Genomic DNA, 24,291 nt, shown 5'->3' with positions numbered 1-24,291 from the left:
GCAGTTTCGTGGGATCGAAAAAGGTTCGTGTCGGTATCGTCGGGGTCGGCAATTGCGCATCCTCCCTGGTGCAGGGCCTCTCCTATTATCGTCACGCAAAAAGCAACGAACCAATCCCAGGGCTGATGCATGCCGACCTCGGCGGTTACCATGTCGAGGACATCGAGATTGTCTGCGCATTCGACGTCGCCAGGAGCAAGGTTGGCCTCGACGTCGCTGAAGCAATCTACGCCGCCCCGAACAACACGTTCCGCTTTGCCGATGCGGCGGCAAACGGCGTTCGCGTCGAGCGCGGACCGACACTTGACGGCATCGGAAAATACTTGCGCGACGAAATCGAGGAGGCGCCGGAGCCGGTTGCCGACGTCAGCGAAATCCTGCGCAACAGCGGCGCCGACGTGCTGGTCTCTTACCTGCCGGTGGGCTCCGAGGAGGCGACGCGCTTCTACGCCGAATGCGCGCTTGAGGCCGGCTGCGCCTTCGTCAACTGCATACCCGTTTTCATCGCCTCACGTCCGGAATGGCGCCGGCGCTTCGAGCAGCGAGGGCTGCCGCTGGTCGGCGATGATATCAAGAGCCAGGTCGGGGCGACCATCGTTCACCGCCTGCTGGCCAATCTCTTCCGCGAGCGCGGCGTGCGCATCGATCGCACTTATCAGCTGAATTTCGGCGGCAACACCGACTTCCTCAACATGCTGGAACGCGAGCGGCTGGAATCAAAGAAAATTTCCAAGACCCAGTCCGTGGCCAGCCAGTTCGATGTTCCCCTGGAGCCGGGCAATATTCATGTCGGACCCAGCGACCACGTACCGTGGCTGACTGATCGCAAATGGGCCTATATCCGAGTGGAAGGGACGACCTTCGGCGGCGTGCCGCTCAACGCCGAGCTCAAGCTGGAAGTCTGGGATTCTCCAAATTCAGCCGGCGTGGTGATCGATGCGATACGCTGCGCCAAGCTTGCGCTCGATCGCGGCATAGCGGGAGCACTGACCGGCCCCTGCAGCTATTTCATGAAGTCGCCTCCCGAACAGTTCACCGACGCCGAAGCGCGGCAGCGCACGCTCGCTTTCATCGCCGGCAAGGACGAGCCTTTGCTGGATGCCGCGGAATGACGACAACGTTCTTTTTGATCCGTCATGCAGCGCACGACAATGTCGGCTCCTATCTTGCAGGACGAATGGACGGCGTTTGCCTTGGCGAGGCTGGGAAGGCGCAGGCCGCGCATCTTGGTGGCCGCATGGCCCGGGAGCCGATTGAAGCCATCTTGTGCAGCCCGCGTGAGCGTACGCAAGAGACGGCCGTGCCGATCGCGCTTGCCTGCGGCGTCGGTGAAATCGCGATCTGCGCCGAACTCGACGAGATCGATTTCGGCGATTGGTCGGGAAAGACCTTCGACGAGTTGAACGGCGACGCCGGCTGGCGGGCGTGGAACGACCAGCGGCAGGAGGCCAGGACACCGAGCGGCGAGACCATGCTGGATGTCCAGGAGCGGATCGTCGCACTGATGAACGCAGTACGCGAGCGGCATCCGAATCAGTGTGTCGCCCTGGTCAGCCACGCCGACGTGATCAAAGCCGCCGTCTGCAAGGTGCTTGGCTTGCCGGTCGGCGACTGCTTCCGCTTCGACATCGATCCAGCCTCGATCACGACGATCGTGTCGGGTGACTGGGGCTCCAAGCTCCTGCGAATGAACGAAGCTGCCTGACGAGGACTTTCCGGATGCAGATGGTCATTTTCGGTCTCACCGTTACATCATCATGGGGCAACGGCCATGCCACGCTCTGGCGCGGACTGATCCGCGCCCTGGGTCGGCTGGGATGGTCCATCACCTTCTTCGAACGCGATACCCCCTACTATGCCGGGACGCGTGATCTCGATCGGCTCGATGGCGGCAACGTCGTCATTTATCCGGACTGGGAAGACATCCGTCGCGTTGCCGAGCGGGCAATGAAGCAAGCGGATGTCGTCGTCGTTACCTCCTACTGTGCCGACGCCGTGGAGGCCTCGCGGCTGGCGCAGCAGACAGGTCGCGGATTGCGTGTCTTCTACGATCTCGACACTCCGGTCACGCTTGCCCGCATCGAGCAAGGCGAGCGTCCGCCCTATTTCGGACCTGAGGGTCTTGCCGATTTCGACCTCGTTTTGAGTTACACCGGCGGCTCTGCGATCGAGGCGCTTAAGTCGGTTTTAGGCGCGCGTCACGTGGTGCCTCTCTATGGGCATGTCGATCCCGACCAACACCGGCCGGCAGAGAAGCGGGCCGAATTCGCCGGTGATCTGTCCTATCTCGGAACTTACGCGGCGGATCGCCAGGCCGGCGTCGAAAAGCTGCTGGTCCGCCCGGCCGCGCGCCTGCCCGACCACCGTTTCATCATTGGCGGCGCGCAATATCCGCAGGAATTCCCATGGAGCGACAACATCTTCTTTGTCAGGCATCTTCCGCCAGCCGACCATCCGGCTTTCTTCTCATCATCTCGCCTGACACTGAACGTCACCCGGGAGGCGATGGCGCAAAAGGGCTGGTGCCCGTCGGGACGGCTCTTCGAAGCGGCCGCGTGTGGGGCTGCCATCGTCACCGATGCATGGCCGGGCCTGGCCGAATTTTTCGAACCCGGCCGCGAAATCTTGTTGGCGCATGACACCGATGATGTGGTCGCCGCATTGCGATTGCCGGAGCGCGAGCTCGACGGCATTCGAAGGCGTGCCCGCGACCGGGTCTTGGGCGAACACACTTCCGCACGGCGCGCGGCGGAACTGGATCGCATCCTGAACGAGGCCTTTCAAAGATCTCCCGGCGAACCGATGAGGGAAGCGGTCTGATGTTGGGCATCGTACCCGCTGCCGGGCGCGGCAGCCGCATTCAGCCGCTCGGCTTCTCGAAAGAGCTGCTGCCGGTCGGTAGCCGGATCGATGGACAGACCGAGCGTCCATGCGCCGTGAGCGAGTATCTGGTACGGCGCATGGTGCAGGCCGGCGTCGACAAGATTTGCTTCATCATCGGATCGGGCAAATCCGACATCCTTGAATACTACGCCGCCGGCTACGGTGACGCGGCGGCTCTCTTCGTGGTGCAGCCGAACCCCGTCGGTCTGTGCGATGCGATCTTCCGGGCGGCGCCCCTCGTCGCGCCCGACGAGGTCGTCCTGGTCGGCCTTCCCGATACGATCTGGTTTCCCGAGGACGGTTTCCGCCATTTGCCCGACGATCAGCTCTCATTTCTGCTTTTCCCGGTGGATCAGCCGGAATTCTTCGACGCCGTCGTCATCGACGTCCAAGAGCGCGTGATCGAAATCCAGGTCAAGCGACAGGATGCCGCCACGAACTGGGTTTGGGGTGCGTTCAAGATGCCGGGCCATATCCTGCATCAGCTTGCGGCACTCTGGCGTGAGCGCGAGCGCAGTGACGAATATATCGGCACTTTGGTCAACGCCTATATCGCGGCCGGCGGTACAGCTTTTGGTGTCAGGGCTGGGTCGGACTATGTCGATGTCGGCACTTTCAACGGCTATCGAACAGCTCTGCGGTTGCTTGAAAACGACGCCTCATCCGCGCAGCGCCGGCCCACCATGATCATGCCCGGCGCGCAGTCGCATGTACCCGTCGTTCCTGGCGAAGGAGCCTGAGCCATGCTGCATTCCCATGCCGAAATCCGCCGCCGCATCGATGCGCTCGGCCCATGGTTCCACAACATGGAACTTGCCGGCGTCGAAACCGCTCCCAACCATTTTCTGGGCAACTACCCGCTGATCAAATGGCGCAAATTTGCCAATGCCATTCCCGCTGATCTGAGGGGCAAGGCCGTACTCGATATCGGCTGCAATGCAGGATTTTACTCCATCGAGATGAAACGGCGAGGTGCTGACCGTGTCCTCGGCATCGATTTCGATGACGCCTACCTGGCGCAGGCTCGCTTTGCCGCCGAGGTTGCCGATTGCGAGATCGAATTCCAGAAGCTTTCGGTCTACGACGTCGGCTCGCTGCGCGAGACGTTCGATGTCGTGCTGTTCATGGGGGTGCTTTACCATTTGCGCCACCCCTTGCTCGCGCTCGACCTGATCCGCGAACATGTCGCCCGTGACCTGATGATCTTCCAGTCCATGCAGCGCGGCAGCGCGGATCTGCCCGAGTTGGAAGAAAACTATCATTTCTGGACGCATGACCTGTTCGACCAGCCGCAGTTTCCCAAGCTGCATTTTATCGAGCACCGCTATGCCGACGATCCCACCAACTGGTGGATTCCAAACCGCGCCTGCACCGAAGCGATGCTGCGCAGCGCCGGTTTCGAGATCGTTCTGCATCCCGAGCAGGAGGTCTATTTCTGCCGCGCAGCCGGGGACCCGGCCGGCGGCGGCGCCATCTACCCCTCGAAAGGACAGCTCCATGATTGAAGCCGCCATGATCTGGAACGAGCCCAACAACAAATCGCATTGGGACCCAGAGCTCGATCCCGATTGGAGCCGCTTTGCCAGGATGGCGATCTTGTCGGCTGACGCAATCGCGTCAGAGAACCCGTCTTTGACGAAAGTACTCGGTGGCATCTCGCCGATAGATCCGGGCTTTATCACCCGCATGAAGGAATTCGGCGTGCTGGACCATGTCGATGCCGTCGCCGTGCACGGCTTTCCGCTCGACTGGAACCTGTGGCAGATCCACGAATGGCCACAGAAGATCGGCGAGATCGCGACCGTCACCAACCTACCCATCTGGGTCAGCGAAGTCGGCGTATCAACCTTCGGCGCGGAAGAAATCCAGGTTTGGGGGCTCAAGCGCACCGCTGAGTTGCTGATTGGCAACGCACCACGCATCCAGTGGTACAGCCTCTACGACCTTCCGCGCGAATGGGAAGCAACGACGCGGCATCGCGAGGCGGAGGGCTCTTCTTACTACCGACATTTCCACATGGGGCTGCTGCGCCAGGACGGTACGCCAAAACCTGCGCTGGAGGAGTTCCTGCGCTATACGCCCGCAATGGGGCTGGTGCAGTGGTTTCATTTCGAGGACCCCCGGCTGGACGATGCCGTCGCCTGGATGAAGCGGCTGGGCGTCACCAATATGCGCACGGGGCTTTCCTGGGCAGACAGCTTCCGGCCGAACGCGCTGGACTGGTTTGACCGGCAGATGGAGGCACTCGCCGATTTCGACGTGACGGTCACCTTTTGCTTTACACCGCAGCATCGCGGAATGATGCCCCACCACACCAGCCCACCTCTGGTGCCGGAGGAGTTCGCGGAATTCTGCGCAACCATGATCCGCCGCTATGCGCCCGGCATGACGTCCGCTTCGCTCCCGACGCGGCGGGCCTCGGCAGCGTGAAAGTGTCATGCTGCCAATGCATCAGACGCCTGACACATTGGACGAATTAGCGGCATCATCGACAGGTGGTGCGGCATACGGGACCGAGGCGCAACCAGCCGCGGCGCTCACTGTCCTCAATGTCGCCTACCCTCTCGCACCCGTCGGACCCGATGCTGTCGGCGGTGCCGAACAGGTTCTGTCGATGCTCGATCGGGAGCTGGTTCGCGCCGGCCACCGCTCTATCGTCATTGGCTGCCGCGGCTCCAGCGCGAGCGGTACCCTTGTGGAAATACCGGCTGAAAGCGGCGTGCTCGACGAGGCGGCGAAGAGCCGCGCGCAGCAGGCTCATCGCAAAGCGATCGCCGCTGCCCGCGCCCGATGGCCGATCGATGTGGTTCATCTGCACGGCATCGATTTTCATGCCTATCTGCCCGACGATGGTCCGACCCTGGTGAGCCTGCACCTACCCTTGGACTGGTATCCGGCCGAGGCTCTGCGACCGACGCGCGACGACCTGTGGCTCCATGCGGTCTCGCCCACCCAGCAGCAAACGGCGCCACCAGGGGCCAGACTGGTGGCGCCGATTCCCAACGGCGTTGACATCGAAGCATTGAACCTGGTGCAGCTGAAGCGAGACTTTGCCCTGGTTCTCAGCCGGGTCTGCCCGGAAAAGGGCATTCACCTGGCCCTGGACGCGGCCAAACTGGCGGGCGTGCCCCTGGTCATCGGCGGCAAGGTCTATCCCTACGAAACACATACGCGCTACTTTCGCGACGAGGTCCAATCCCGTCTTGATGCTCGCCGCCGCTTCCTGGGCCCGCTCGGTTTTAACACCAAGAGGCGTTTTCTCAACGCAGCCCGCTGTCTTGTCATTCCAAGCCTGGCCGCCGAGACAAGCTCGCTTGTCGCTATGGAGGCCCTCGCCTGCGGTACCCCGGTGGTCGCATTCCCGAATGGTGCGCTTGCGGATGTCATCGAGCACGGCAGGACGGGCTTTCTCGTCAATACAGTCGACGAGATGGCCCAAGCCATTCTTGCGGCGCCCAGCCTGGACGCCGAGGCGTGCCGGGTTGAAGCGCGGCGGCGGTTTTCGCTGGAACGGATGATCTCGTCGTATATGGCTGCCTATCAGGCCCTGGCACAACTTGGCACCGATCGCAGGCGCTTCGCTGCGGCACCGTGAGAAAAGCAGTGTTGCGCAGCGAAATCATCGATGACCTCGTAAAATTCGATGCCTTGACACCGCACTGGTGGAAACTGTGGGAGCAGAGTTCCTCTGCGACGCCGTTCCAATCCCCCGCCTGGCTGGTGCCATGGTGGCGCGCATTCGCACCCGGTGAACTGGCGACAGTCGCGGTCTGGCGTGGCGGCGATCTGGTCGGGCTGGCGCCACTCTATCTCGAGCATGGAACGGCCGGTTCGAAGCTGCTTCCGGTCGGTATTTCGCTCAGCGATTATCTGGACATCCTGGCTGTCCGGGATATCGAGGCGGCGGTCGTGTCCACAATTGCCGAAACGATCTGCTCGGTCGGGTGGTCACAATGGATCTTGTCTGATCTGCCGCAAAACAGTGCCGGTCTTACGATCGCGCATCCCGGTTTAACGGTCGAGAGGCCGGTAATTCATGCAGCCTGCCCCGTGCTTGCTGTTGCCGGCGACGAAACGTTGGCCGGCTGCGTTCCCGCTCGGCGCAGGCGCCAGTTGCGCCGGGCGCGCCAAGCTGCGTCCAGACGCGGCCGGCTCGCGTTGGCGTCAGCTAGGGGTGATCACCAGAACTTCCTGAACCAATTGATCCGCCTGCACCATGCACGCTGGGTTGGACATGGAGGTGGTGTATTGGCCGACCCCGCCGTGCAGCACTTCCATGGGCTTTCACTTCCCTTGCTCGATGCTCACGGTCTGGTCCGCTGCTGGTTGCTCGCGATCGAAGGCACGACTGTCGCCGCCTATTACGGATTTCACCACCGCGGCCGCGCCTATGCCTATCTCGGCGGCCTCGATCCTGCTTATGCCGAGGAGAGCCCAGGTGCGATTCTGATCGGCCACGCGATCGCGGAGTCGATCCGCGAGGATGCGCGCGAGTTCGACTTCCTGCGCGGCCAGGAAGCCTACAAATATGGCTGGGGCGCCGTCGACAGGTGGACGATGCGGAGGATCTGGACGCGGAGTTGATGTCATGAGTGTGCACGCGCAGCGCCGGACATCGGTCAGACGGGCGGTCGAAGGTTGTGTGGCCGATGGTGCCTGCGCCGAAGCTGTTCTCGTCAGGCTGGCGCTTCACCTGCCGCCCACAATTGAAGCGGCGGAATTGGCGGAGGTCGTGCTGAAAGTCCGTCCGGCGAATACCGGCGATGCTGAAAGACTGCGAAAGGTCGCTGGACTGCTGCGCCACAAACCGGGCGTCCTTGCCACTTTGCGAGCGACAGGCGGCGCCGTTCGGCATGAACGCGGTAACGGCGAGACGGATATCGCCGTGGTCAGGAGGCTGGCCTCGAGTTTTGATGCCGCGGCAGCAATTTCGACCGCGGCAAGTGTCCAGTTAGGATCCCTTGGCGATGACGAGCGGCTGACAGCCATGACCGACGAAATCGTTGAATGGCTCGAGGCGCGAGAATTCACCGGAATTCAACGAGACATTCTCGACATCGGTTGCGGCATCGGACGTTTCGAGCGCGCGCTGTCCAATTCCTTCAAGCGGATGGTCGGCATCGACATATCATCGCGGATGATCTCTATCGCCTCCGAGCAATGCGCAGCGCTCGGCAATGTCGAACTGCGCCAAACCTCCGGTCTCGATCTGGCCGACTTCGACGACGACAGTTTCGATTGCGTGTTGGCGGTCGACAGCTTTCCCTACCTGGTTTTAGCCGGCATGGCTGAGCGGCTTTTCGATGAAATTGCGCGCGTTCTCAAACGGCCGGGCCGGCTCGCATTGCTGAACTATTCTTATCGCGGATCGCTTTCTTTGGACCGGGCCGACATCGGCCGTCTTGCGCAAGCTCACCAATTGCGGGTCGTCATCTACGGCGAGAAGCCGTTTCGATCATGGGATGGCGACGCCTTCTTGCTTGCTGGGTGAGACGGAACATTACAGCGCGATGCCGGTTCGGGCGTCGGCACCGATCGGTGTCCTGGATTCGAAGGAGGAGATCATGGCATCCGGCGGCAAAAAGCATTTCGGCCAAGGCAGCCAAGGCAAAGGTGCCGGCGCCGGCGCAATGACCACCTTGGAAAAGGACAAGATCGAGGAAAACGCGGTTTTGTCCAACCGCGACACGAAGCAACATGGCCGAGAGCGCGGGCTGGACGGCAATCGGATCAAGTCCGATCAATTTCAGGATCACGCCGCAAACCGGTTGCTGAAGGACTGACGCCACCGCGCCGCGTCTTGCCGCGGCACGGAGGAAAAACTGTGCAAGGGCCGCCGGTGAGCCTCTCGGCGGCCACAACGCCTTGTAGTGCCGAGCGCTCATCCACCAGACTTGGATCTAGGGATGCTATCAAGAGAACGTGATGTCTCATTCGAGCGACGATACCACGGATCTGCTTGTCGAGATGGCTGTGGATCGGGAGATTGCTTCCCTGCTGGCCGCCATAGAGCTGGAAAAGATACCAGACCGCCTATCCAAGCTGGCGATCGAATTGCAAAATGCTCTCGTCGAGAAGCATCGGCGAGACGTGAAGAGCTGATTATCTGCGGCTGTCGACCTCTATATCGAGCTGACCATCCGACAGCTGATTTCGCCTTTCTATCAATGTCTGCAACGAGCTCTCCCCGAGTAGCTCAAGGATGTTGGCGCGGGCACGGTTCAGCCGGCTCTTGACCGTCCCTACCGCGCAGCCGCAGATTTCGGCGGTTTCCTCGTAGCCCACTCCTAAAACGCCGATCAGCATCAGCACCTCGCGCTGATGTTCGGGCAGCTTTTGGATGGCGCCGTGAACTTCCTTGCTCTGAACGGTCCATTCCTGGGTAGCTTCCGAAATCGGTCTCGAAGACGCGCAGTCGAGAAGGCCTGGCGCTTCCCGTGCAGCGATCTTGATCCGCGTGTAGTAGGTGTTGCGCATGATGGTGAAGAGCCACGACTTCATGCGTGTACCGGGTTCGAACTTGTCGATGTTGGCGAGCCCTTTGGTCAACGTTTCCTGCACCAGATCGTCGGCATCGTCTGGGACGCGGCAGAAGGTGCGCGCGAAAGCCCGCAGGGCAGGTATCAGATCAACGATGGAAACGTCATTGGTTTGTTGGTCGGCCAAGAGATAGCCTCCGGATGACAATGGTCCAGCTCCCAGAAGAAAGAGTGAATGAACGAAGCCAGAGCTAAATGCATGGAAGTTTGGTTCGTTCCCGCCGTTGGAAACAACTCTTCGAAAATTCCACCGGGCGCGAACACGCCGACTACGGTCTTCCCCCAAACACGCCCACTTCAAAGGAACGAAACACCATGCCGAGCTTCATTCCCGGGAACCTCGCCGGTGCGTTTGGCTGTGCAGGGCATGGACCGAGTCGTGCGGCTGGTAACGCGCAAACCACTGCCTGACAAACCTATTGGCGAACCACGTGGCGAACTCGGCTACCATCGATACATAGCGATAATGGTTGGCCCGGAGGACATGTTAAAGTCGTTGACTTTATCGATTTGTTGGCGCGGGTGAAATCCAGCAATCGGTCGAAGTTGCCGGGCAGTCGGCCAACGAACATGCTCGTCCAGCACTTGCTCTATTCTGCCCTCCGATCAGGCTAAGCCGATGAAATACCGGGTTGATTCACCCTTGACGGCGTCGCCGAACGGCGTGCTGTGGCGTACAATCTGCAGCTGCTCTCCGAAGCTGGCTGTTGCGGTGCTGTGCAACTCGCTTTGGCGAAGATCACGGATGACGATCAGCGCTTGAGTGAGCGCCCGAACCGGTCCTCGATCCGCGACTGAAGGAACTCGAGCCCCATCGAGAGCAGCCAATAGATCATCGAGGCGGTGATGAGCATCTCGATGTGGCGGAACTCGGTCTGGCCCTGCGTGCGTGCGAGATACATGATCTCCCAGACCCCGACCACCGAGACCAGCGAAGAATCCTTCAGCATCGCAATGAACTGGTTGCCGGTCGGCGGCACGATGACGCGCATCGCCTGCGGCAGGATGACCAGGAACATCGTCTGGTTAGCGCTAAGGCCGAGTGCCGTAGCACCCTCGGTCTGGCCGCGCGAGATGCTTTCGATGCCGGCCCGGAAGATCTCGGTCATGTACGCGCCGTAGCAGAGCGACAGCGCCATGATGCCAGCCGGCACGGCGCCGATCACGTAGCCAATCTGCGGCAGGCCGAGATAGATGATGTAGATCTGCATCAGCAACGGCAAGCCACGAAACAGAGAGGTATAGAAGGTCGCCAAGCCATAGACCACGCCGTTGCGGGAAAGTTTGGCGATGGCGCCAACGAAGGCGATGAGGGTGGCGATGGCGATCGAAATGGCCGAAATGTAGAGGGTCGTCACCACACCCTTCGAGACGAGGAAGCCGATCTTCTTGGCGATGAACGCGAAGGACAGGTCGAAGGAATAGAAAAACAACATTAGCAACACGAACAGCTCTATCCAAACTGCCACAATCTGCTGTTTGCGGCTGAGATACCGCAGCGCGTTCCAGTTCGCCACCAAGATCAATGCGATCAGCACCGCCGAGACCGCCCGCCCGACGTCCGGGTTGGCGGCGAGCCACTCGACCGACCCCGGAACGAGCTTGCCGAGCCAACTGGCTTTGATGCCGAGCCCATACAGGCCGGCGGCGATGGCGGCGAGCACGAAGAACACGCCAACGCGGCGCGCCGCGTCCGGGTGGTTGAGCAATAGTCGGCCGATCACGTCTTCGATCTCCCTGCGGTCAGCGGGCCCGCTCGCGCCACCAATCCTGCGCCTGCAGCTTCCAGTAGGTGAGTTGCGCAACCGCAAGTCCAGCCGGGCCGCCCGCCCAGGCAAGGCCGAATGGTGCAAACAGCCGGTAACGGTCCGATTGTCCCAGTATGGCTTCGGCGATCAACTTGCCGGCGATCGCCGTGGTGTTGATGCCATGGCCACCAAAAGCCGTGAGGTACCAGACGCCCGGCTGCAACGGGCCTATCTGGGGCATCATGTGCCGGGCATAAGACATGAGCCCGGACCAGGCGAGTTCGGTCTTGAGGTGTTCGAGCTGCGGATAAGTGGTGACCATCTCACGGCGCAATTGCCTCGCCAACACGCCCGATGAGGCTGCCCGGGTGGTGATGCGCCCTCCCCAGAGCAGCCGCCTGCCGCCTTCGACAACACGGTAATAATCGCCTGCGCGACGGTTATCGCCGACGGCGTCGGTCGTCGTAATCGCCTTGGCGATGAGGTCAGGCGCCTCCTCGCTCACCATAACGTAAGTGGCGATAGGCAGGAATGCCCGCTGCAGCCGGCCGACCAGTGGGCCCGTATATCCGCCGGTGGCAACTACGGCCTGGCGGGCGCGCACTTCGCCGCTGTCGGTACGCAAGATCTTTTCGGCGCCGTCAAGGTTGGCTTCAACGGCAGCCGTTCTCTCGTATATCCTGCCGCCCAGCCGCTCGATCTCGCCAGCAACGGCGCGCAGATAGTTAAGCGGATGCATGTGGAAGGCGCTGGGATCGCGCAGGCCTTGGTGGTAGCGATCCGAATGCAGCACCGCTCGCACCTGGTCGCGATCGAGATAGTCGAGCCGGTAGTCGAAATCCCGCGCCAGTTGCTCGGCATATGCCTTGAGCACGGCGCCGCCATCGTGGCGAAGCACGCTCAATATACCGGAGCGCGGCTCTGCCGCCTTGACGTCGAGATCGCGGATCGTCTGCCGCACGAAGTCGACGCCTTCGATGGACAGGCGGTGCAGTTTTTGTGCCGCGTCGACGCCGGCCATCGCGGCGATGTTGTCGGTGCCGGTGGCGAAACCGGGATTAACGAAGCCGCCATTGCGACCGGAAGCGCCGAATCCTATCCGCTGCGCCTCAAGCACGACGACCTGCTGGCCGGCGCGAGCCAGCTGCAACGCCGTCGTCAGGCCGGCCAGTCCGCCGCCGACAACGACTGTCTCGCACTCGGAAACGCCGCTCAGCGGCGGTCTGATGGTGTTGTCGGCAAGCGTGCGTCGGTAATATGTGTCAGGACATGTCATGATCAATATGATGAGGTGGCGGCACTAGAGCATTTTGCAGGCAGGCGGAGCCGCCCGGTGTCGTGGAAATGCGGCTGAAACAAAACAGATGGAGCGGGATGTTCAATTGAATGCACCCCGCTCAAGCTTTATCCACGATGCCTCTCAGTCAGAGCTGTAATCCTTGCCGTACCACTTGGTGGTCAGTTTCGCGAGGGTACCGTCCTTCTTCATCTCGTCGAGAATGCCGCCGATCTTGGCATTCCACTCGGCATCACCTTTTTCCGCGATCACCACCAGTGGCTCACGGAAGGCATAGCCGCCTTCCAGGACACGCAACGGGTAGCCGTTCTTTATCGCGTTCTGAGCCGTCTGTTCTGGTGCGATGACCGCGTTGAGGCGCACGCCGTCGCCGAGCCTCAAATCGTCGAACGGCAGCATTGAGTCAGCGAAAGTCCTGATCTCACCGGGCTCCAGCTTGTATTCGATGGGCGGCAGGCCGGGAGCATCGATCTCGAGTTGTCTACGGATGAAATCCTCCGACGTGGTGGCGGTCTCGACGCCGATGATCTTGCCGTTCAGGTCGGCGACCGATTTGGCCGGGCTGTCCTTGTGAACCACGTAAACGTAGGGGCTATAATAATAGATGCCTTCGAAATCGATCACCTTGGCGCGCGCTTTGGTCGGCGTCACCGAGCCGACACCCAGATCGTAACGTCCCTGCCAATGGCCGCCCGTCATCGTCGCCCAGTCCGGCGTATCGAAACTGACCTCGACACCGAGGCGCCTTGCGATCTCTTTCGAGACATCTATGTCGAAGCCGACCAACTGATTGCTGTCGTCGAGGAAACTCTGCGGCGGCCAACCGCTGTTTGTGGCGACCACCATTGCCTTCTTCGAGGTAACCCGGTTGATGGTTTCACCCGCCGAGGCCGCAGACGCGAACGCGAGCGTGGTAGTGGCCAAGGCCAGCCACGCGATCAATTTCCTCACTTGAACCTCCCTCTTCATCGTCATTCAGACATATGCTTCCCAGAGCGCGCTCCCGTAGAGAAACAGCAATTGAGAGCGCGGCATGAGATCGATCTCATATCAGCACACATATCGACGAGGGGATCAAGTCCTTTTTCAAGTAGCCAGTTGTCCTCCGGGGGCGCAAAGCATCGGCACCCGCACGGTGCGGCGGAACCCGCGTTTGATGTGATGCGCGTGACTTTCAAGACAGAGGAAACGAAGATCTACTTCAACCTATCACATCATTGCCAGATGGGCGGCACAGGATGGCTTGCTGTCTACGAGTTTCCGATGTTCCGGTTAAGCATGGGTGCGCGGCACACCGGCAGCAGCACCAGCAGGATGATGGCGGAGTCGACCCAGAGGACCCTGTTCACGCCCATCGTGTCGACGATCTGACTGGTCGCTAGGGTACCCACGGAGATGGCAAGATTGAAAGTGAAGCAGTAGATGGCCGTCGCGGTCTCCGCGCTTTCTGGTGCTGCACTCAGCACCCACGTCTGCAGCGTGATGGGCGCCGCGCCATACGCGAAGCCCCACACCAGCAGCAGGATGGTTCCTGTGAGCGGCGTGACCCCGAGCAACGGGAAGAGAGCCAGCGTGGCGCCGAGCCCAATGACGATGCAGGCCAATGTGCGACCGACGGATTTGGCGGCCCAGACGCCTGCGACGGCGTTGCCAATCATTCCGAGAATGCCATACCCCAACAGTAACCAACCTATGCTCCCTGCAGTGACGCCCGAGACCTCCAGCAACACCGGGCTCACGAAAGTGTAGGCACCGTAGTGGGCAGCCACCAGCAGTGCGGTCGCAACCACGCCCGACAGGAGGGCGGGATTGCGCAATTGCGCACGCAGGGCTTTCACCTCCACAGGCTGCGCCGCCTCCAGCTTCGGAAGCACAAGCAGGGCGGCGAGCAGTATGGCAAAGCTCAGGCCGGCGAGAGACCAGAACGCGCCGCGCCAGCCGACTAGATCACCGATGATCGTGCCGGCCGGCACGCCCAGCACCGCAGCGGCACTTACACCGCCGAAGACAATAGTCATGGCGCGCGGCACGGACGGTCCAGGAACAAGGCGTACTGCGATGCTTCCGGCTATCGCCCAAAAGCCACCGATGGTGATCCCGACGAGCAGCCTGGACGCGAGCAGAACGGGAAAGTTCGTTGCGAGCGCTGAAATCACGCTCGCCGCAGCCATTACCGCGAGCAGGCCCGCCATCAGAATACGCCGGTCGAGCCTCCCCACTGCCAACGGCAAACCGATAGAAGCGAACGCCGCAATTACGCCGGGTATCGTCACCGTGAGACCGCCACTCCCAATAGAGACATTCAACTCGGAAGAAATTGCCGGAATCAGCCCCACAGGGAGTTGCTCCGCAGTGATCATCGAAAAAATACCCAGCGATACAGTGAGCACGGAGAGCCACATGCGAAAAGTGGCTCCCTGTTTCTCCCGAAGGGCTGCTTTGGTCAGAGACATGATCACCTCCAGCCCGCGAGAAGGCACTCGACGCCAACGTTTCGGGCAAACGTTAGAGAGACGGATCGGGCAATTGATCCCGGCCTGGTTTCAGATAATCTGTCCACTGCGGATTGATAATCGAGGGAGATATGGATGGTGAATTCACGAAACGTGAATGAAAGAGGTGATTGCAGTTGGACCGGCTGACCAGCATGACCGTGTTTGCCAACGTCGTCGGTGAAGGCAGCTTCGCTGGAGCGGCCAAGCGGATGCGACTATCGCCAGCGGCTGTGAGCAAGCATGTCCAAATGCTGGAAGAGTGGCTTGGCGCACGCCTTCTCAACCGGACGACCCGGCGCATCAGCCTGACAGAGCTCGGCGCCTCCGTCTACGAGCGCAGTCTGCGCATAATCGAGGATGTCGAGGAAGTTCGTACGAGCGCGGCCGAGAGCAAGACACGTCCGACCGGCTCACTGCGTGTCAGCGCGCCGATCTCCTTCGGCGCGATGCACCTTGGGAGAGTCGTTGCAGAATATCTCGCGGTCTACCCGGAGGTGTCGGTTGAGTTGGTGTTGGACGACCGTGTGGTTGACATCGTGGAAGAGGGCCTGGATGTCGCGGTACGCATCGCTCCACTCACGGTTTCCAATCTGGTTGCTCGCCGAATCGCGCCGTCACGCGAGGTGGTCTGCGCTTCGCGCGATTATCTGGACAGACGCGGGCGTCCCACAAAGCCGTCGGATCTCCACGACCATGATTGTCTGGACTACGCGTTGCGCGCCAGCCGCGGAAAATGGCGGTTCGACGGACCAAAGGGGCAAGTGGCGGTAAAAATCACTGCACGGATGACGGCAACGAACGGGCAGCTCCTGCGCGATGCGGCGCTGGGTGGAGCAGGCATAGTACTTTGCCCCACTTTCCTTGTTGGAGAAGCCATTCGTTCGGGCCAACTGGAGACAGTGATGCCCCAGTTCAAGCCGGTAAGCCGGTCGATCTACGCTATGTACCCGTCAAGAAGGCATCTTTCCGCCAAAGTTCAAAGCTTCGTAACGCTTCTCGCCGCCCACTTTGGTGAGAACCCACCTTGGGACAACTTTGGACCATGACGACTGGAATGTTGAGCCCAGAGGCCGCGCGCACTTGCACGGCCTTACTGTGCATGGGACCAGCACCCAGGGCCAAGGGGCGGTGCATATCGAGCCGTCCAGCACCTTTTCGAGACTGAAGCATCCGCTATTTGCCGACGGTCAGTCGCTGAGGCTCAATCCACCGCCCATCCTAAGCGCCGCCACAGCGCGAGTTGTAGCATCTGCGGTGTCTCTGGTTCTCTGCGGCTACCGGCGGAACGGGTTGTAAGCAGGCGCGTTCCTCCAGCGTCAAGCTTGGAGAACATACATGGATGACGAGCTGCGCCTGAAGTTACAAGAGCTGAGCCAAAGCATGCAAACGCGAGCGGCCGAACTTTCGACGCTCGGCGGCAGCGCAGACATAAGTACGGTGATGTCGGGGATCGCCGTCGCTCTGGAGGCGCTACTGGTGATTGCCGAAGAGATGAAAACGCCACGTTCCGGCCCTTCGGTCCTGCCCGACGCTACATGAACATCTCCGATCGTTTGGGAGAGGCTCCAGAGCGAGAGCGCCTACCGCTCACCAGCAAATCGCTCGCCGAGGAACTGGCTTTAATCCACATTCTGGGTTGGAGAGTGGAGAGCGCAATCTACTCGGTGGAGTACTCCAGGTGGGGTGAGCGTCGGCAGAAATGGATTTTGCACTCGACGATGCCTTTTGGGTAATCGGGGACGGCCTTAGGACGGAGGACCACGATGGCTTGGATGGCCGCAATTTGCCCGATTACAGATGAGCAGGCGCTCGTTAATTCGGAGACAGTTGGTGACATCCGGGAGTTTCGCTGTCCGAGTTGCGGCGACTTCAAAATCACGAACTCGGCCACCGCGATGTTCAAAGGCCTATCGGCAGAACAGAAGTTGGAGCGCTTCGAATACGCTAGAGCAATCGCGGGCGACAACGCGATCACAGTGACGACGGAACATGGATCTATCGATACCGAAGATCAATAGAATACCCGCCCGATAAGCCGGTTCCCAGCGCATCTCCTCACTTGCTGCCCTGAGACCATTTGACTGCCGGTCCAGGTAGTGGGCAGTTTGAAGGTAGAAGCTCACGTCAACATGGCCAGACCATTTTTACACTGCCGATCTGCGCGGCCAGCAACGCCTCTCGTGAGGGGCAAGGCATGGGCATCAAACGTCTCGGACCGGTCGGCAGCGTAAGGCTGGTTGCCTATGATCCCCTACCGGCGAATGGAACCAGATCTGCCACAGCGCGTCATAGAAGCAGATCAGGTGCGATTTAACGTAAGGAGTGAAATCGATGATCAGGCTCCTTCTCCTCCTCGCCATTGCACTCGCCTTCGCATGCGGCGGGACGGAGGCGGCCAAGCTGGACCTAGCCGCGGTAAATCAGGCGCAATTCTCCGCCGGCGATCCGAAAGGGCTCGATCCTGCCGTGCTGAAGGCGCAAATTTTTTTGGATCGTGCGCGCTTCTCACCGGGGCTCATCGACGGCCGCCTTGGAGAGAACTTCGCCAAGGCGGTCAAGGCCTTCCAGGCGTCGAACGGACTGGCGCCAGATGGCAAGCTCACCCAGGCGACTTGGGACAAGCTGATGGCAACCTCCACCAGCCCAGCTCTGATCACCTATGAACTGACCCGCAAAGATGTACGCGGCCCCTTCACCAAACGCATTCCGGGGCGCATGGAGAGGATGGCTCGCCTGAGAAGGCTTGGCTATCACGACTCGATCGAGAAGCTGGCGGAGCGCTTCCATGTGAGCGAACCATTGCTCAGGAGGCTAAACCCAGGCACCGGATTCAGGAAAGCTGGAACCACGCTGCTGGTACCAGATGTTGGCCGGGGTGAACCTCCCGCCACCATTGCCGGCGTCGAAGTCGACAAAGGCGCTCATCAGGTGCGCGTGCTCGACCCCTCCAATAAAGCGCTTGCCGTCTACCCTGCCTCGATCGGGAGCGACGAGAAGCCGGCACCAAGTGGGCAGGCAGAGATCCAAAGGGTGGTGCACAACCCGACCTATCACTACGATCCCGATTTTGCATTCAAGGGAGTCAAAACCAAGCGGCCCTTCACCATTGCTGCCGGCCCTAACAATCCCGTGGGATCAATCTGGATCGACCTCTCCATCGAAAGCTACGGCATTCACGGCACGCCCGAACCCGGCAAGATCGGGAAGACCTTCTCTCACGGCTGCATCAGGCTAACGAACTGGGATGCCGAGGACCTCGCCTCAATGGTGCACAAACATATGAAGGTGACTTTCAAGGACGAGTGACGCAAGCCGTCGCATCCCTCGATGTCGCCGAAACAAGATGTCCGTCGGTGCCCGTGACAATCGCATCCTGCGACCCGTTGGCCGATCAGCGCGTGCTTCGGGTTCGGGGTGCAACATCAAGCGGCGCCATTTGCACGGATGGCGGCGAACCAACCACCATGGCGGGGGCGCCAGATTGCTCACCACGTTGGCTCTCTACTTCGCGGCTCATACCTTGTTGAGCAGCTTGCATCTCCGGAACGGTGAAAACCGGGACCTCGCCCTTGAAACCCTGGAGCTCAAAGGCGCCCGCCTGGACGACCGGCATCGATGCTCCTGCCGCAAAGCCGGGTCCAAGCACCAGGGGGATGCCCAGCTTCTTGGTCGTCGATTCGAGCCGTGCCGCGCGGTTCACGGGGGAGCCGATCGCGGTGTAATCGAAGCGCCGTTCGGAGCCGAAATTGCCTACCGAGCAGATGCCGGTCTCGATGGCGACGCCGATTTCGATGGAGCGATGGCCATCCGCGGTGAAGGCGGCGTCTTCGCGCCTCACCCGCTCGATAAGGGCCAGGCCCGCGTCGAGCGCACGCTCACGATGATCGGGTTGATCTAGCGGTGCGTTCCAGAAGGCCAGCACCGCATCGCCCATGAACTTGTCGATGGTGCCGTCGCGCTTGAGGATCTCATCGGTCGCAATGCCGAGGAAATGGTTGACCACCTTGGCGATCTCTTGGGTGTCGAGCTGTTCGCTCATGGTCGTGAAGCCACGTATGTCGCTGATCAAAATTGTGATCTCGCGCTTCTCGCCGGACAGGATTGCCTCGGTGTCCGAGCTTGCGAGGCGCTGCACCACGGAGGGCGACAGATATTGGGAGAACTGTCGCGTCAGGGTGGACCGGCGCTGCTCGCTGCGCCTGTAGAGGACATAGCCTTCGAAGCCCGCAACCATGATGGTTGCAAGCGCCGGCTGCAGCGGGTCATAGAGTGCACCCTGCAGGCTGTACTCGAGAGCGCCGAACACGAACGGCGTGACGGCCAGCAGCGCCAGGGAGATGGCGCCAAGCACGACACGCCCGGCGAGCACTCCAGAAAGCCCGATGAAAACGACGGCACTGAGGAGAAACCAGAGCCGCTCGAGCATACGCGCGTGAGCTGGCTCTGCCAGGAAGCGCCCGGCAAGCATCTGGCCGATCGCATCGGCGTGGATCTCCGCTCCTGGTCGCGCTGGACTCGTCGGCGTGGGCAGGTACTGCGTCAGGCCCACAGCCGACAGGTCGACAATGGCGATGGCGTCCCGCAGCCGCGGATCGCCATGGCCCGAAAGGATAGTGCTGGCAGACAGGCGAGGCGTGTCCGTGGCGGTTTCCCAGAGGCGGATGCTCCCCTCCGGCTCGAGCGGCACAATGGCGCCTGCCATCCTGAGTGCGTCGAACCCGGCTGCATTCATCCGGGCTGTGTAACCGTCCTGTCCAGCGTAAAGGCGCAGGAGCTCGAGTGCGAAAGACGGCCACAGCTGCGCGCGTTGAGGGGTATTGCGAAGCCAGAGCAGCGGCACATGGCGCAGTACGCCGTCGGGATCGGGCAAGGTGCGAATCACGCCGAGGCCTGCGGCGGCGTTCGAGAATTCGGCAAGCGAGCCGGTAAGACCGGTGAAGCCGGGAAGTGTATCGGGCACTTGCCCGACGATCGACCAGCCGGCTTTGGGTTCTGCTTCTGATACCGTCGCTTCATTGCCCAGGCTGACGGCAAGCGCCGTTCGACTTTTGGACAGCGCCGCTGCCAGGCGCTTGTCTCCGGCGATGCCCTCAGGCGAGGTGTCAGCCTCGGGGAGTACCAGCGCAAGCCCGACCACCGCCGCACCGGATTGCGTGATGCCATCGACCAGATCGGCCAAGAGGCCACGGTTCCAGGGCCATCGCCCATGTGCCTTGAGGCTGGCGTCGTCTATCGAGACGATCACGACAGGATTGCTCGTCGCCTGACGTGGGGCGAGAAACTGATAGAAGTCGTACGTCCGCTCACGCAGGCGCGACAACGGCCCGTCAAAAGCCAAATGGCAAGCGAGCAGCAGGAGCACGACCACAAGGCCGGATATTTTGCGCCTGCCGGCTTGCCGCCAATCAGCCCAGCGCCTACCGACCGAGTGGCTCATCTCGTGCAGCCAGGCCTAATCGCAGTTGTAGTAGTAGCAGCAACCCTCACCCTCACACTCGCCCCGCCGCCCCCCGCTGCCCGCAGGTGGCGTTGGGCTGTCAGGGAATTCCATGACCACTCCTGGCAGTGCGCCGTCCCTGGACCCGCAGACTTTGAGCGAGGAGCCTAGAGCCGACGCACAAATTGCGCTTACGTCCAACCCAGGACCCGGTGCGCCCGGCAGGCCAGTTCCCGCTATCCGGTCGATACTGTCCAAGATCGGGAAGGCGTCGATGCCGCCGTAGCCGGCCAGAAGCTTGCCATCGTCCGACGTGCAGGCGTAGCCCGGGTTCGTGATGACCAGCCGTTTGCCATTGATCGTGCAGGTCATACGGCCGGCGCGCAATATGCCGACGGTCTGGCCGGCTGCCACCAGCACTTCGATGATGCCGCCTCTCGCTCCGAGCACCATGTGCGGCGTCGCAACCTGCATGACGCCCCCTTTCGAAACCTGGCCGCCATAAAAACGGGCCAGGCCGCTGTTCATCCCGATGTCGATCTTTCCCGACCCGGAGCCCGGATTGTAGACGAACTCATCGATCGTCAGGCTGGTGTTTGGACCAATCTTGGCGCTCGATTCATCCCGGAACACCAGCATTCCGAGACCGGTGGGATTGCTGCGCAACTGGTCGCCGAGTTCGACGCCGGCGCCAACGTTCATCGTCCCGCCGTTATTGCGGACGATGATGGTCTGATAGGCCGTCATCGACCCGACCGTCTCAGCAGCGGATGGTGCCGCGAAGGCGAGGCAGGCGATAAAAACGACGATCTGATGATACCTCATCGCGGCCTCTTTCAATTGAGCGTCAACGTATAGCTCATGAGCATTTCGAACGATTTTCGGTCGCGGTTGGCGAGGGCGAAGTTGGTTTTGCGGTAGGCGAGATCGACGCTGATCTTCTGCGCTTCCGTCAGCTGAAAATCGCTTTCCGAGGCAATGCGCCAGAAGTCGCTCTTGATATTTGTGCCGATGCCGACGGACAGATCGGGAGTGTCGCTGTGGCCGGCCGATAAGGCGATCTGGTGCGACCATGCGAAAAAATCCGGTACGTTAATCAACAGGCCGCCATAGCGGACCTCGCCCGTATAGCTGCGGCTGATTTCGCCCGATCCGGAAGCGAAGTCATTCGAGCCGACAAAGCGCAAGCCGAGCGCCTGGCCATTGCGGAAGCGGTAGCTGCCGCCTGCCTCATAGAAGACCCTGCTATCCGCGAAAATGCCTTGCGAGGCGCTTAGATCGATGTAGCCGCCACCGGCGAAGAGCGTCGTCTCGACCGTCGGGCGAACGACGAAACGTCCACTGAGGCCGATGCCGGTTTCGTAAATGTCGCTGTCGAAACGATCCGTAACGGTAAACGCGGAAAGCAGCAGGCGCAGCGAATCGATCCCGCTGTTGGGCAGTCCCTTGTCCCAGGTAATCGCTGCGTTGCCGTGGATAAAAGTCTTCTCGCCACCCGGAACCGACAGGTCTTCCGTGAAAAGACGCTCAGTCGCGGTCAACGACCCCGAAAGAACGAGCGCGTCGGCACTTGGCGTGCCGAGGTCCCACCGCACAAAACCTTCCGCCTGCCCGTAAGGCGAGACGAAGCTGTCGTCGTCTTGCGCCCCGCCTGGCTCAAAATCGGTGAATGCGCTGAATACGCCGCCGGTCAGGGCGAGTTCCCAGGTGACGCCACGCAACGCGCGCTCGATGCGGGCGAGCAGGCGAACAGCTTCCTGTTGCTCACTTGCGGTCAGACCCCCGACTTCGATGCCGTACTGCACCTGCCGCCGGGCCAATTCATAGGACCCGACATGGTAATACAACCGGCTGGCCGCAAGCCGGGCGCGCGCATCGCGGGGGTACTGGATCAGATACTGCTCGATCGAGGAGATCGCCTGATCGTATTGCCCAGCGTTGACCGCAACCGTGACGAATTGGGCGAGCGTTCCGTTGTCGGCCGGACTGGCGATGCGGGCCGCAAACGCATCGTCATAGGCCCCAAAAAGACCTTGTGCGCCGGCCGGCAACACGCCGGCACAAAGCAGCGCTGCGGCGACGCCGAAGATCGTTCGAAACGAAGATTGCATGCCGAGAACCCACCCCCAAACCCGACTAGTGCGAGAGATTTAGCACGACTGCAAGAAAAAGGCGACTGAACGGTCGCCGGACTTATGCGAGTCCTCAGCAGCTGTTGCAGCTGCGCAACAAGATATCGGGTTTATTCCTGTTTCGGATGCGCTGATTGTCAAAAACTATTCTCGACATTGCTGCACGTGATTGAAGTATTTGGCCCAAGGCTTAACAAACTCAAATCTCATCAGTAGTGGATCGCACAGCCGACAAGATTAATATTGGGTGGGCGATTCTGCGTATCTGGTCACCAGGCTTCAAGGTCACCCACGGCTTTTCCAAAGGCCTTCCGTCGCGTTTCGCAAGAGGCCGGAGAGCTGCCGGAAGGTGCTTCTCACGAGGCGTGTGCGATTCGGCCCGGGTCTTGCAATTTCTTTGAACGCGAGGTCAGCTCATTGCCTCAACGCCCAGGGACGCGTCACCGCACGCAGCTTGCTACAGCACGAGCATGGTGGCCAGCCCCAGCATCAGGCCCATGCCTACAATATCGGTCACGGTGGTGAGGAAGATCGCCGAGGCGACCGCCGGATCGGCGCCTACCCGGCGCAGGCCCAACGGGATCAGCACGCCGGAGATGCCGGACATGAGGCACGATCCGGACATGGCAAGCAGGATCACAAGTGCCAGCATCGGCGCCTGCGCCGCCGACGCCGGTTGCCTCGAGGCATAGAACCACATCGCCGCAGCCGCAACAACGCCGACGAGCGCGCCGTTGGCGGCCGCGAGCGCGCCCTCTCTCATCACCAAGTGCAGCTTCGGTCGTTTGTCCACATCCCCCAGGGCAAGGCCACGCAGCGTCATAGCCAGTGCCTGGCAGCCGGTGTTTCCGCTCTGCCCGGCCAAGACCGGGAGAAACGCCGCCAGAGCGACGATCTTCTCGATCGTGCCTGTGAACGAACTGACCACGAATGCGGCCATGAAGGCCGTCAGGAGATTCAACTGCAGCCACGGATGACGCTTCAGGAAGGCTGAAAACAGCGGCGTAAAAGAGCGCTCCTCCTTCTGGAGGCCTACCATCTGGCCAGACTGGGCGGAAATCTCGATGATTTGCTGCTCGAACAAGCGCCAGCCGCGAACCTGCCCGAGCAGCCGGTTCTCCGCATCCACCACCGGATAGACAGGATAGTGACGCCGTACCGCCGCCTTGCATGCGTTACTCAAAGAGAGACCGACATCAAGAGCGAACGGCCTGGGCAGCATGATGTGATCGACAATCGCGTCGGGTTCGCTCAGCATCAGATCGCGCAGGACCGCTAGGCCAACCAGTCTATTGCCCTCGTCCGTGACGTAGAGATAAGTGAGCTCGGTCGGCACCTGGGCGCCTCTGACAGCTTCCACAGCGGCAGCAACCGTCGTCCCGACAGGAACGCTGGCGGGGATCGGGTCCATCATCTCGACGAGCGACTCGGGGATCGCGAAACCCATCTCACCGTCATGAGAGCTGATGGGCCGCATATGCAGTGGCAAATGCTCGGCCACCTTACGGGCGTGCCCGTCCGGCAACAGCTTTAGTGTGTCGCGGATGAACTCGGGAGACTCTCTAGCGAGCAATTCAGCTGCGTCATCAGGTGCTCGAGCACGCAGCGTGCGCACCAACTTCTGAACGCCGGTCTCTTCGTTCATTTGCTATGGCCCCCCAATTGGAAAGTGAAAAAGTTGTGAAGTATCGGATCGCACCGGGGCGGAAATACGACAGCTTCTTCCGGCCCCAGCAGTCCGCTTTGTGGTTGTCGCAAGC

At 61.0% G+C, this 24,291-nt stretch carries 24 protein-coding genes; 15 read left to right on the top strand and 9 right to left on the bottom strand.

Annotated features, from left to right (window positions below; translation table 11 throughout):
• Positions 1-8 precede the first annotated feature (8 nt).
• The 11 genes from ACYG9Y_RS05310 (at position 9) to ACYG9Y_RS05260 (ending at position 8,985) form a co-directional block, all read left to right on the top strand.
• A complete protein-coding gene (locus ACYG9Y_RS05310) occupies positions 9-1,112 on the top strand; it encodes an inositol-3-phosphate synthase (RefSeq protein WP_023739576.1) in 1,104 nt (367 codons plus the stop codon).
• The gene (locus ACYG9Y_RS05305; protein WP_023667978.1) at positions 1,109-1,705 is read left to right on the top strand and encodes a histidine phosphatase family protein; all 597 of its coding nucleotides are present in this window, start codon (positions 1,109-1,111) and stop codon (positions 1,703-1,705) included. Before ACYG9Y_RS05310 ends, ACYG9Y_RS05305 begins: the two co-directional genes overlap by 4 nt.
• Positions 1,706-1,719: 14 nt before the next feature.
• Positions 1,720-2,820, top strand: coding sequence for a CgeB family protein (locus ACYG9Y_RS05300; protein WP_023699986.1), 1,101 nt, complete (start codon positions 1,720-1,722; stop codon positions 2,818-2,820).
• Positions 2,820-3,623, top strand: a complete 804-nt coding sequence (locus ACYG9Y_RS05295; protein ID WP_023739577.1) for a sugar phosphate nucleotidyltransferase — start codon at positions 2,820-2,822, stop codon at positions 3,621-3,623. The genes ACYG9Y_RS05300 and ACYG9Y_RS05295 overlap by 1 nt, the downstream gene beginning before the upstream one ends.
• A 3-nt stretch (positions 3,624-3,626) precedes the next feature.
• Positions 3,627-4,388 (top strand): TIGR04290 family methyltransferase, encoded by a 762-nt coding sequence (locus ACYG9Y_RS05290; protein ID WP_023733222.1) that lies wholly within the window; start codon positions 3,627-3,629, stop codon positions 4,386-4,388.
• On the top strand, positions 4,381-5,313 hold the full coding sequence (locus ACYG9Y_RS05285) for a glycoside hydrolase 5 family protein (RefSeq protein ID WP_023739578.1): 933 nt from the start codon (positions 4,381-4,383) through the stop codon (positions 5,311-5,313). The genes ACYG9Y_RS05290 and ACYG9Y_RS05285 overlap by 8 nt, the downstream gene beginning before the upstream one ends.
• Positions 5,314-5,320: 7 nt before the next feature.
• Entirely contained in the window at positions 5,321-6,478 is a 1,158-nt protein-coding gene (locus ACYG9Y_RS05280) for a glycosyltransferase (protein WP_023739579.1), read from the top strand.
• 8 nt (positions 6,479-6,486) lie between these two features.
• Positions 6,487-7,467: a GNAT family N-acetyltransferase gene (locus ACYG9Y_RS05275; RefSeq protein ID WP_245260473.1), complete on the top strand. Its 981-nt coding sequence runs from the start codon at positions 6,487-6,489 to the stop codon at positions 7,465-7,467.
• Positions 7,468-7,471: 4 nt separating this feature from the next.
• Positions 7,472-8,374 (top strand): class I SAM-dependent methyltransferase, encoded by a 903-nt coding sequence (locus ACYG9Y_RS05270; RefSeq protein WP_023739581.1) that lies wholly within the window; start codon positions 7,472-7,474, stop codon positions 8,372-8,374.
• 73 nt (positions 8,375-8,447) lie between these two features.
• Complete coding sequence (locus tag ACYG9Y_RS05265; RefSeq protein WP_023739582.1) at positions 8,448-8,666, top strand: hypothetical protein; 219 nt, start codon at positions 8,448-8,450, stop codon at positions 8,664-8,666.
• Positions 8,667-8,808: 142 nt separating this feature from the next.
• Complete coding sequence (locus tag ACYG9Y_RS05260; RefSeq protein ID WP_023739583.1) at positions 8,809-8,985, top strand: hypothetical protein; 177 nt, start codon at positions 8,809-8,811, stop codon at positions 8,983-8,985.
• On the opposite strand, the gene ACYG9Y_RS05255 is transcribed toward ACYG9Y_RS05260, so the two are convergent.
• From ACYG9Y_RS05255 to ACYG9Y_RS05235, 5 genes are all read right to left on the bottom strand, one after another.
• Complete coding sequence (locus tag ACYG9Y_RS05255) at positions 8,986-9,549, bottom strand: sigma-70 family RNA polymerase sigma factor (RefSeq protein ID WP_023667968.1); 564 nt, start codon at positions 9,547-9,549, stop codon at positions 8,986-8,988.
• A 625-nt stretch (positions 9,550-10,174) separates the two neighbouring features.
• Positions 10,175-11,146, bottom strand: coding sequence for an amino acid ABC transporter permease (locus ACYG9Y_RS05250; RefSeq protein WP_023687785.1), 972 nt, complete (start codon positions 11,144-11,146; stop codon positions 10,175-10,177).
• 19 nt (positions 11,147-11,165) lie between these two features.
• Complete coding sequence (locus tag ACYG9Y_RS05245) at positions 11,166-12,446, bottom strand: NAD(P)/FAD-dependent oxidoreductase (RefSeq protein ID WP_023687784.1); 1,281 nt, start codon at positions 12,444-12,446, stop codon at positions 11,166-11,168.
• Positions 12,447-12,590: 144 nt separating this feature from the next.
• Positions 12,591-13,418, bottom strand: a complete 828-nt coding sequence (locus ACYG9Y_RS05240) for a transporter substrate-binding domain-containing protein (RefSeq protein WP_023691453.1) — start codon at positions 13,416-13,418, stop codon at positions 12,591-12,593.
• Between the two features lie 299 nt (positions 13,419-13,717).
• Positions 13,718-14,920, bottom strand: a complete 1,203-nt coding sequence (locus ACYG9Y_RS05235; RefSeq protein ID WP_023714681.1) for an MFS transporter — start codon at positions 14,918-14,920, stop codon at positions 13,718-13,720.
• Between the two features lie 176 nt (positions 14,921-15,096).
• Between ACYG9Y_RS05235 and ACYG9Y_RS05230 the strand changes: the two genes are divergently transcribed.
• The 4 genes from ACYG9Y_RS05230 to ACYG9Y_RS05215 all read left to right on the top strand — a co-directional run bounded on the left by ACYG9Y_RS05230 (position 15,097) and on the right by ACYG9Y_RS05215 (position 18,268).
• The gene (locus ACYG9Y_RS05230) at positions 15,097-16,008 is read left to right on the top strand and encodes a LysR family transcriptional regulator (protein ID WP_023681081.1); all 912 of its coding nucleotides are present in this window, start codon (positions 15,097-15,099) and stop codon (positions 16,006-16,008) included.
• A gap of 289 nt (positions 16,009-16,297) precedes the next feature.
• Positions 16,298-16,501: a hypothetical protein gene (locus ACYG9Y_RS05225; protein ID WP_023667962.1), complete on the top strand. Its 204-nt coding sequence runs from the start codon at positions 16,298-16,300 to the stop codon at positions 16,499-16,501.
• Positions 16,502-16,725: 224 nt separating this feature from the next.
• The gene (locus ACYG9Y_RS05220; RefSeq protein WP_023699977.1) at positions 16,726-16,980 is read left to right on the top strand and encodes a hypothetical protein; all 255 of its coding nucleotides are present in this window, start codon (positions 16,726-16,728) and stop codon (positions 16,978-16,980) included.
• Positions 16,981-17,293: 313 nt separating this feature from the next.
• Positions 17,294-18,268, top strand: coding sequence for a L,D-transpeptidase family protein (locus tag ACYG9Y_RS05215; protein WP_023691458.1), 975 nt, complete (start codon positions 17,294-17,296; stop codon positions 18,266-18,268).
• A gap of 85 nt (positions 18,269-18,353) precedes the next feature.
• Here the strand turns inward: ACYG9Y_RS05215 and ACYG9Y_RS05210 are convergent, their stop codons facing one another.
• The 4 genes from ACYG9Y_RS05210 to ACYG9Y_RS05195 all read right to left on the bottom strand — a co-directional run bounded on the left by ACYG9Y_RS05210 (position 18,354) and on the right by ACYG9Y_RS05195 (position 24,176).
• Entirely contained in the window at positions 18,354-20,399 is a 2,046-nt protein-coding gene (locus tag ACYG9Y_RS05210; RefSeq protein ID WP_081726929.1) for a CHASE2 domain-containing protein, read from the bottom strand.
• Positions 20,400-20,414: 15 nt separating this feature from the next.
• Positions 20,415-21,239, bottom strand: coding sequence for a FecR family protein (locus tag ACYG9Y_RS05205; protein ID WP_031251132.1), 825 nt, complete (start codon positions 21,237-21,239; stop codon positions 20,415-20,417).
• The gene (locus tag ACYG9Y_RS05200; protein ID WP_198018651.1) at positions 21,236-22,453 is read right to left on the bottom strand and encodes a tetratricopeptide repeat protein; all 1,218 of its coding nucleotides are present in this window, start codon (positions 22,451-22,453) and stop codon (positions 21,236-21,238) included. The genes ACYG9Y_RS05205 and ACYG9Y_RS05200 overlap by 4 nt, the downstream gene beginning before the upstream one ends.
• Positions 22,454-22,988: 535 nt before the next feature.
• Positions 22,989-24,176 carry a magnesium transporter gene (locus ACYG9Y_RS05195; RefSeq protein ID WP_023739586.1) on the bottom strand — a complete coding sequence of 396 codons (1,188 nt, stop codon included), beginning with the start codon at positions 24,174-24,176 and terminating at the stop codon, positions 22,989-22,991.
• Positions 24,177-24,291 lie beyond the last annotated feature (115 nt).

The organism is Mesorhizobium sp. W050 (assembly GCF_054719535.1).
This window is presented reverse-complemented; position numbering and strand designations above follow the sequence as displayed.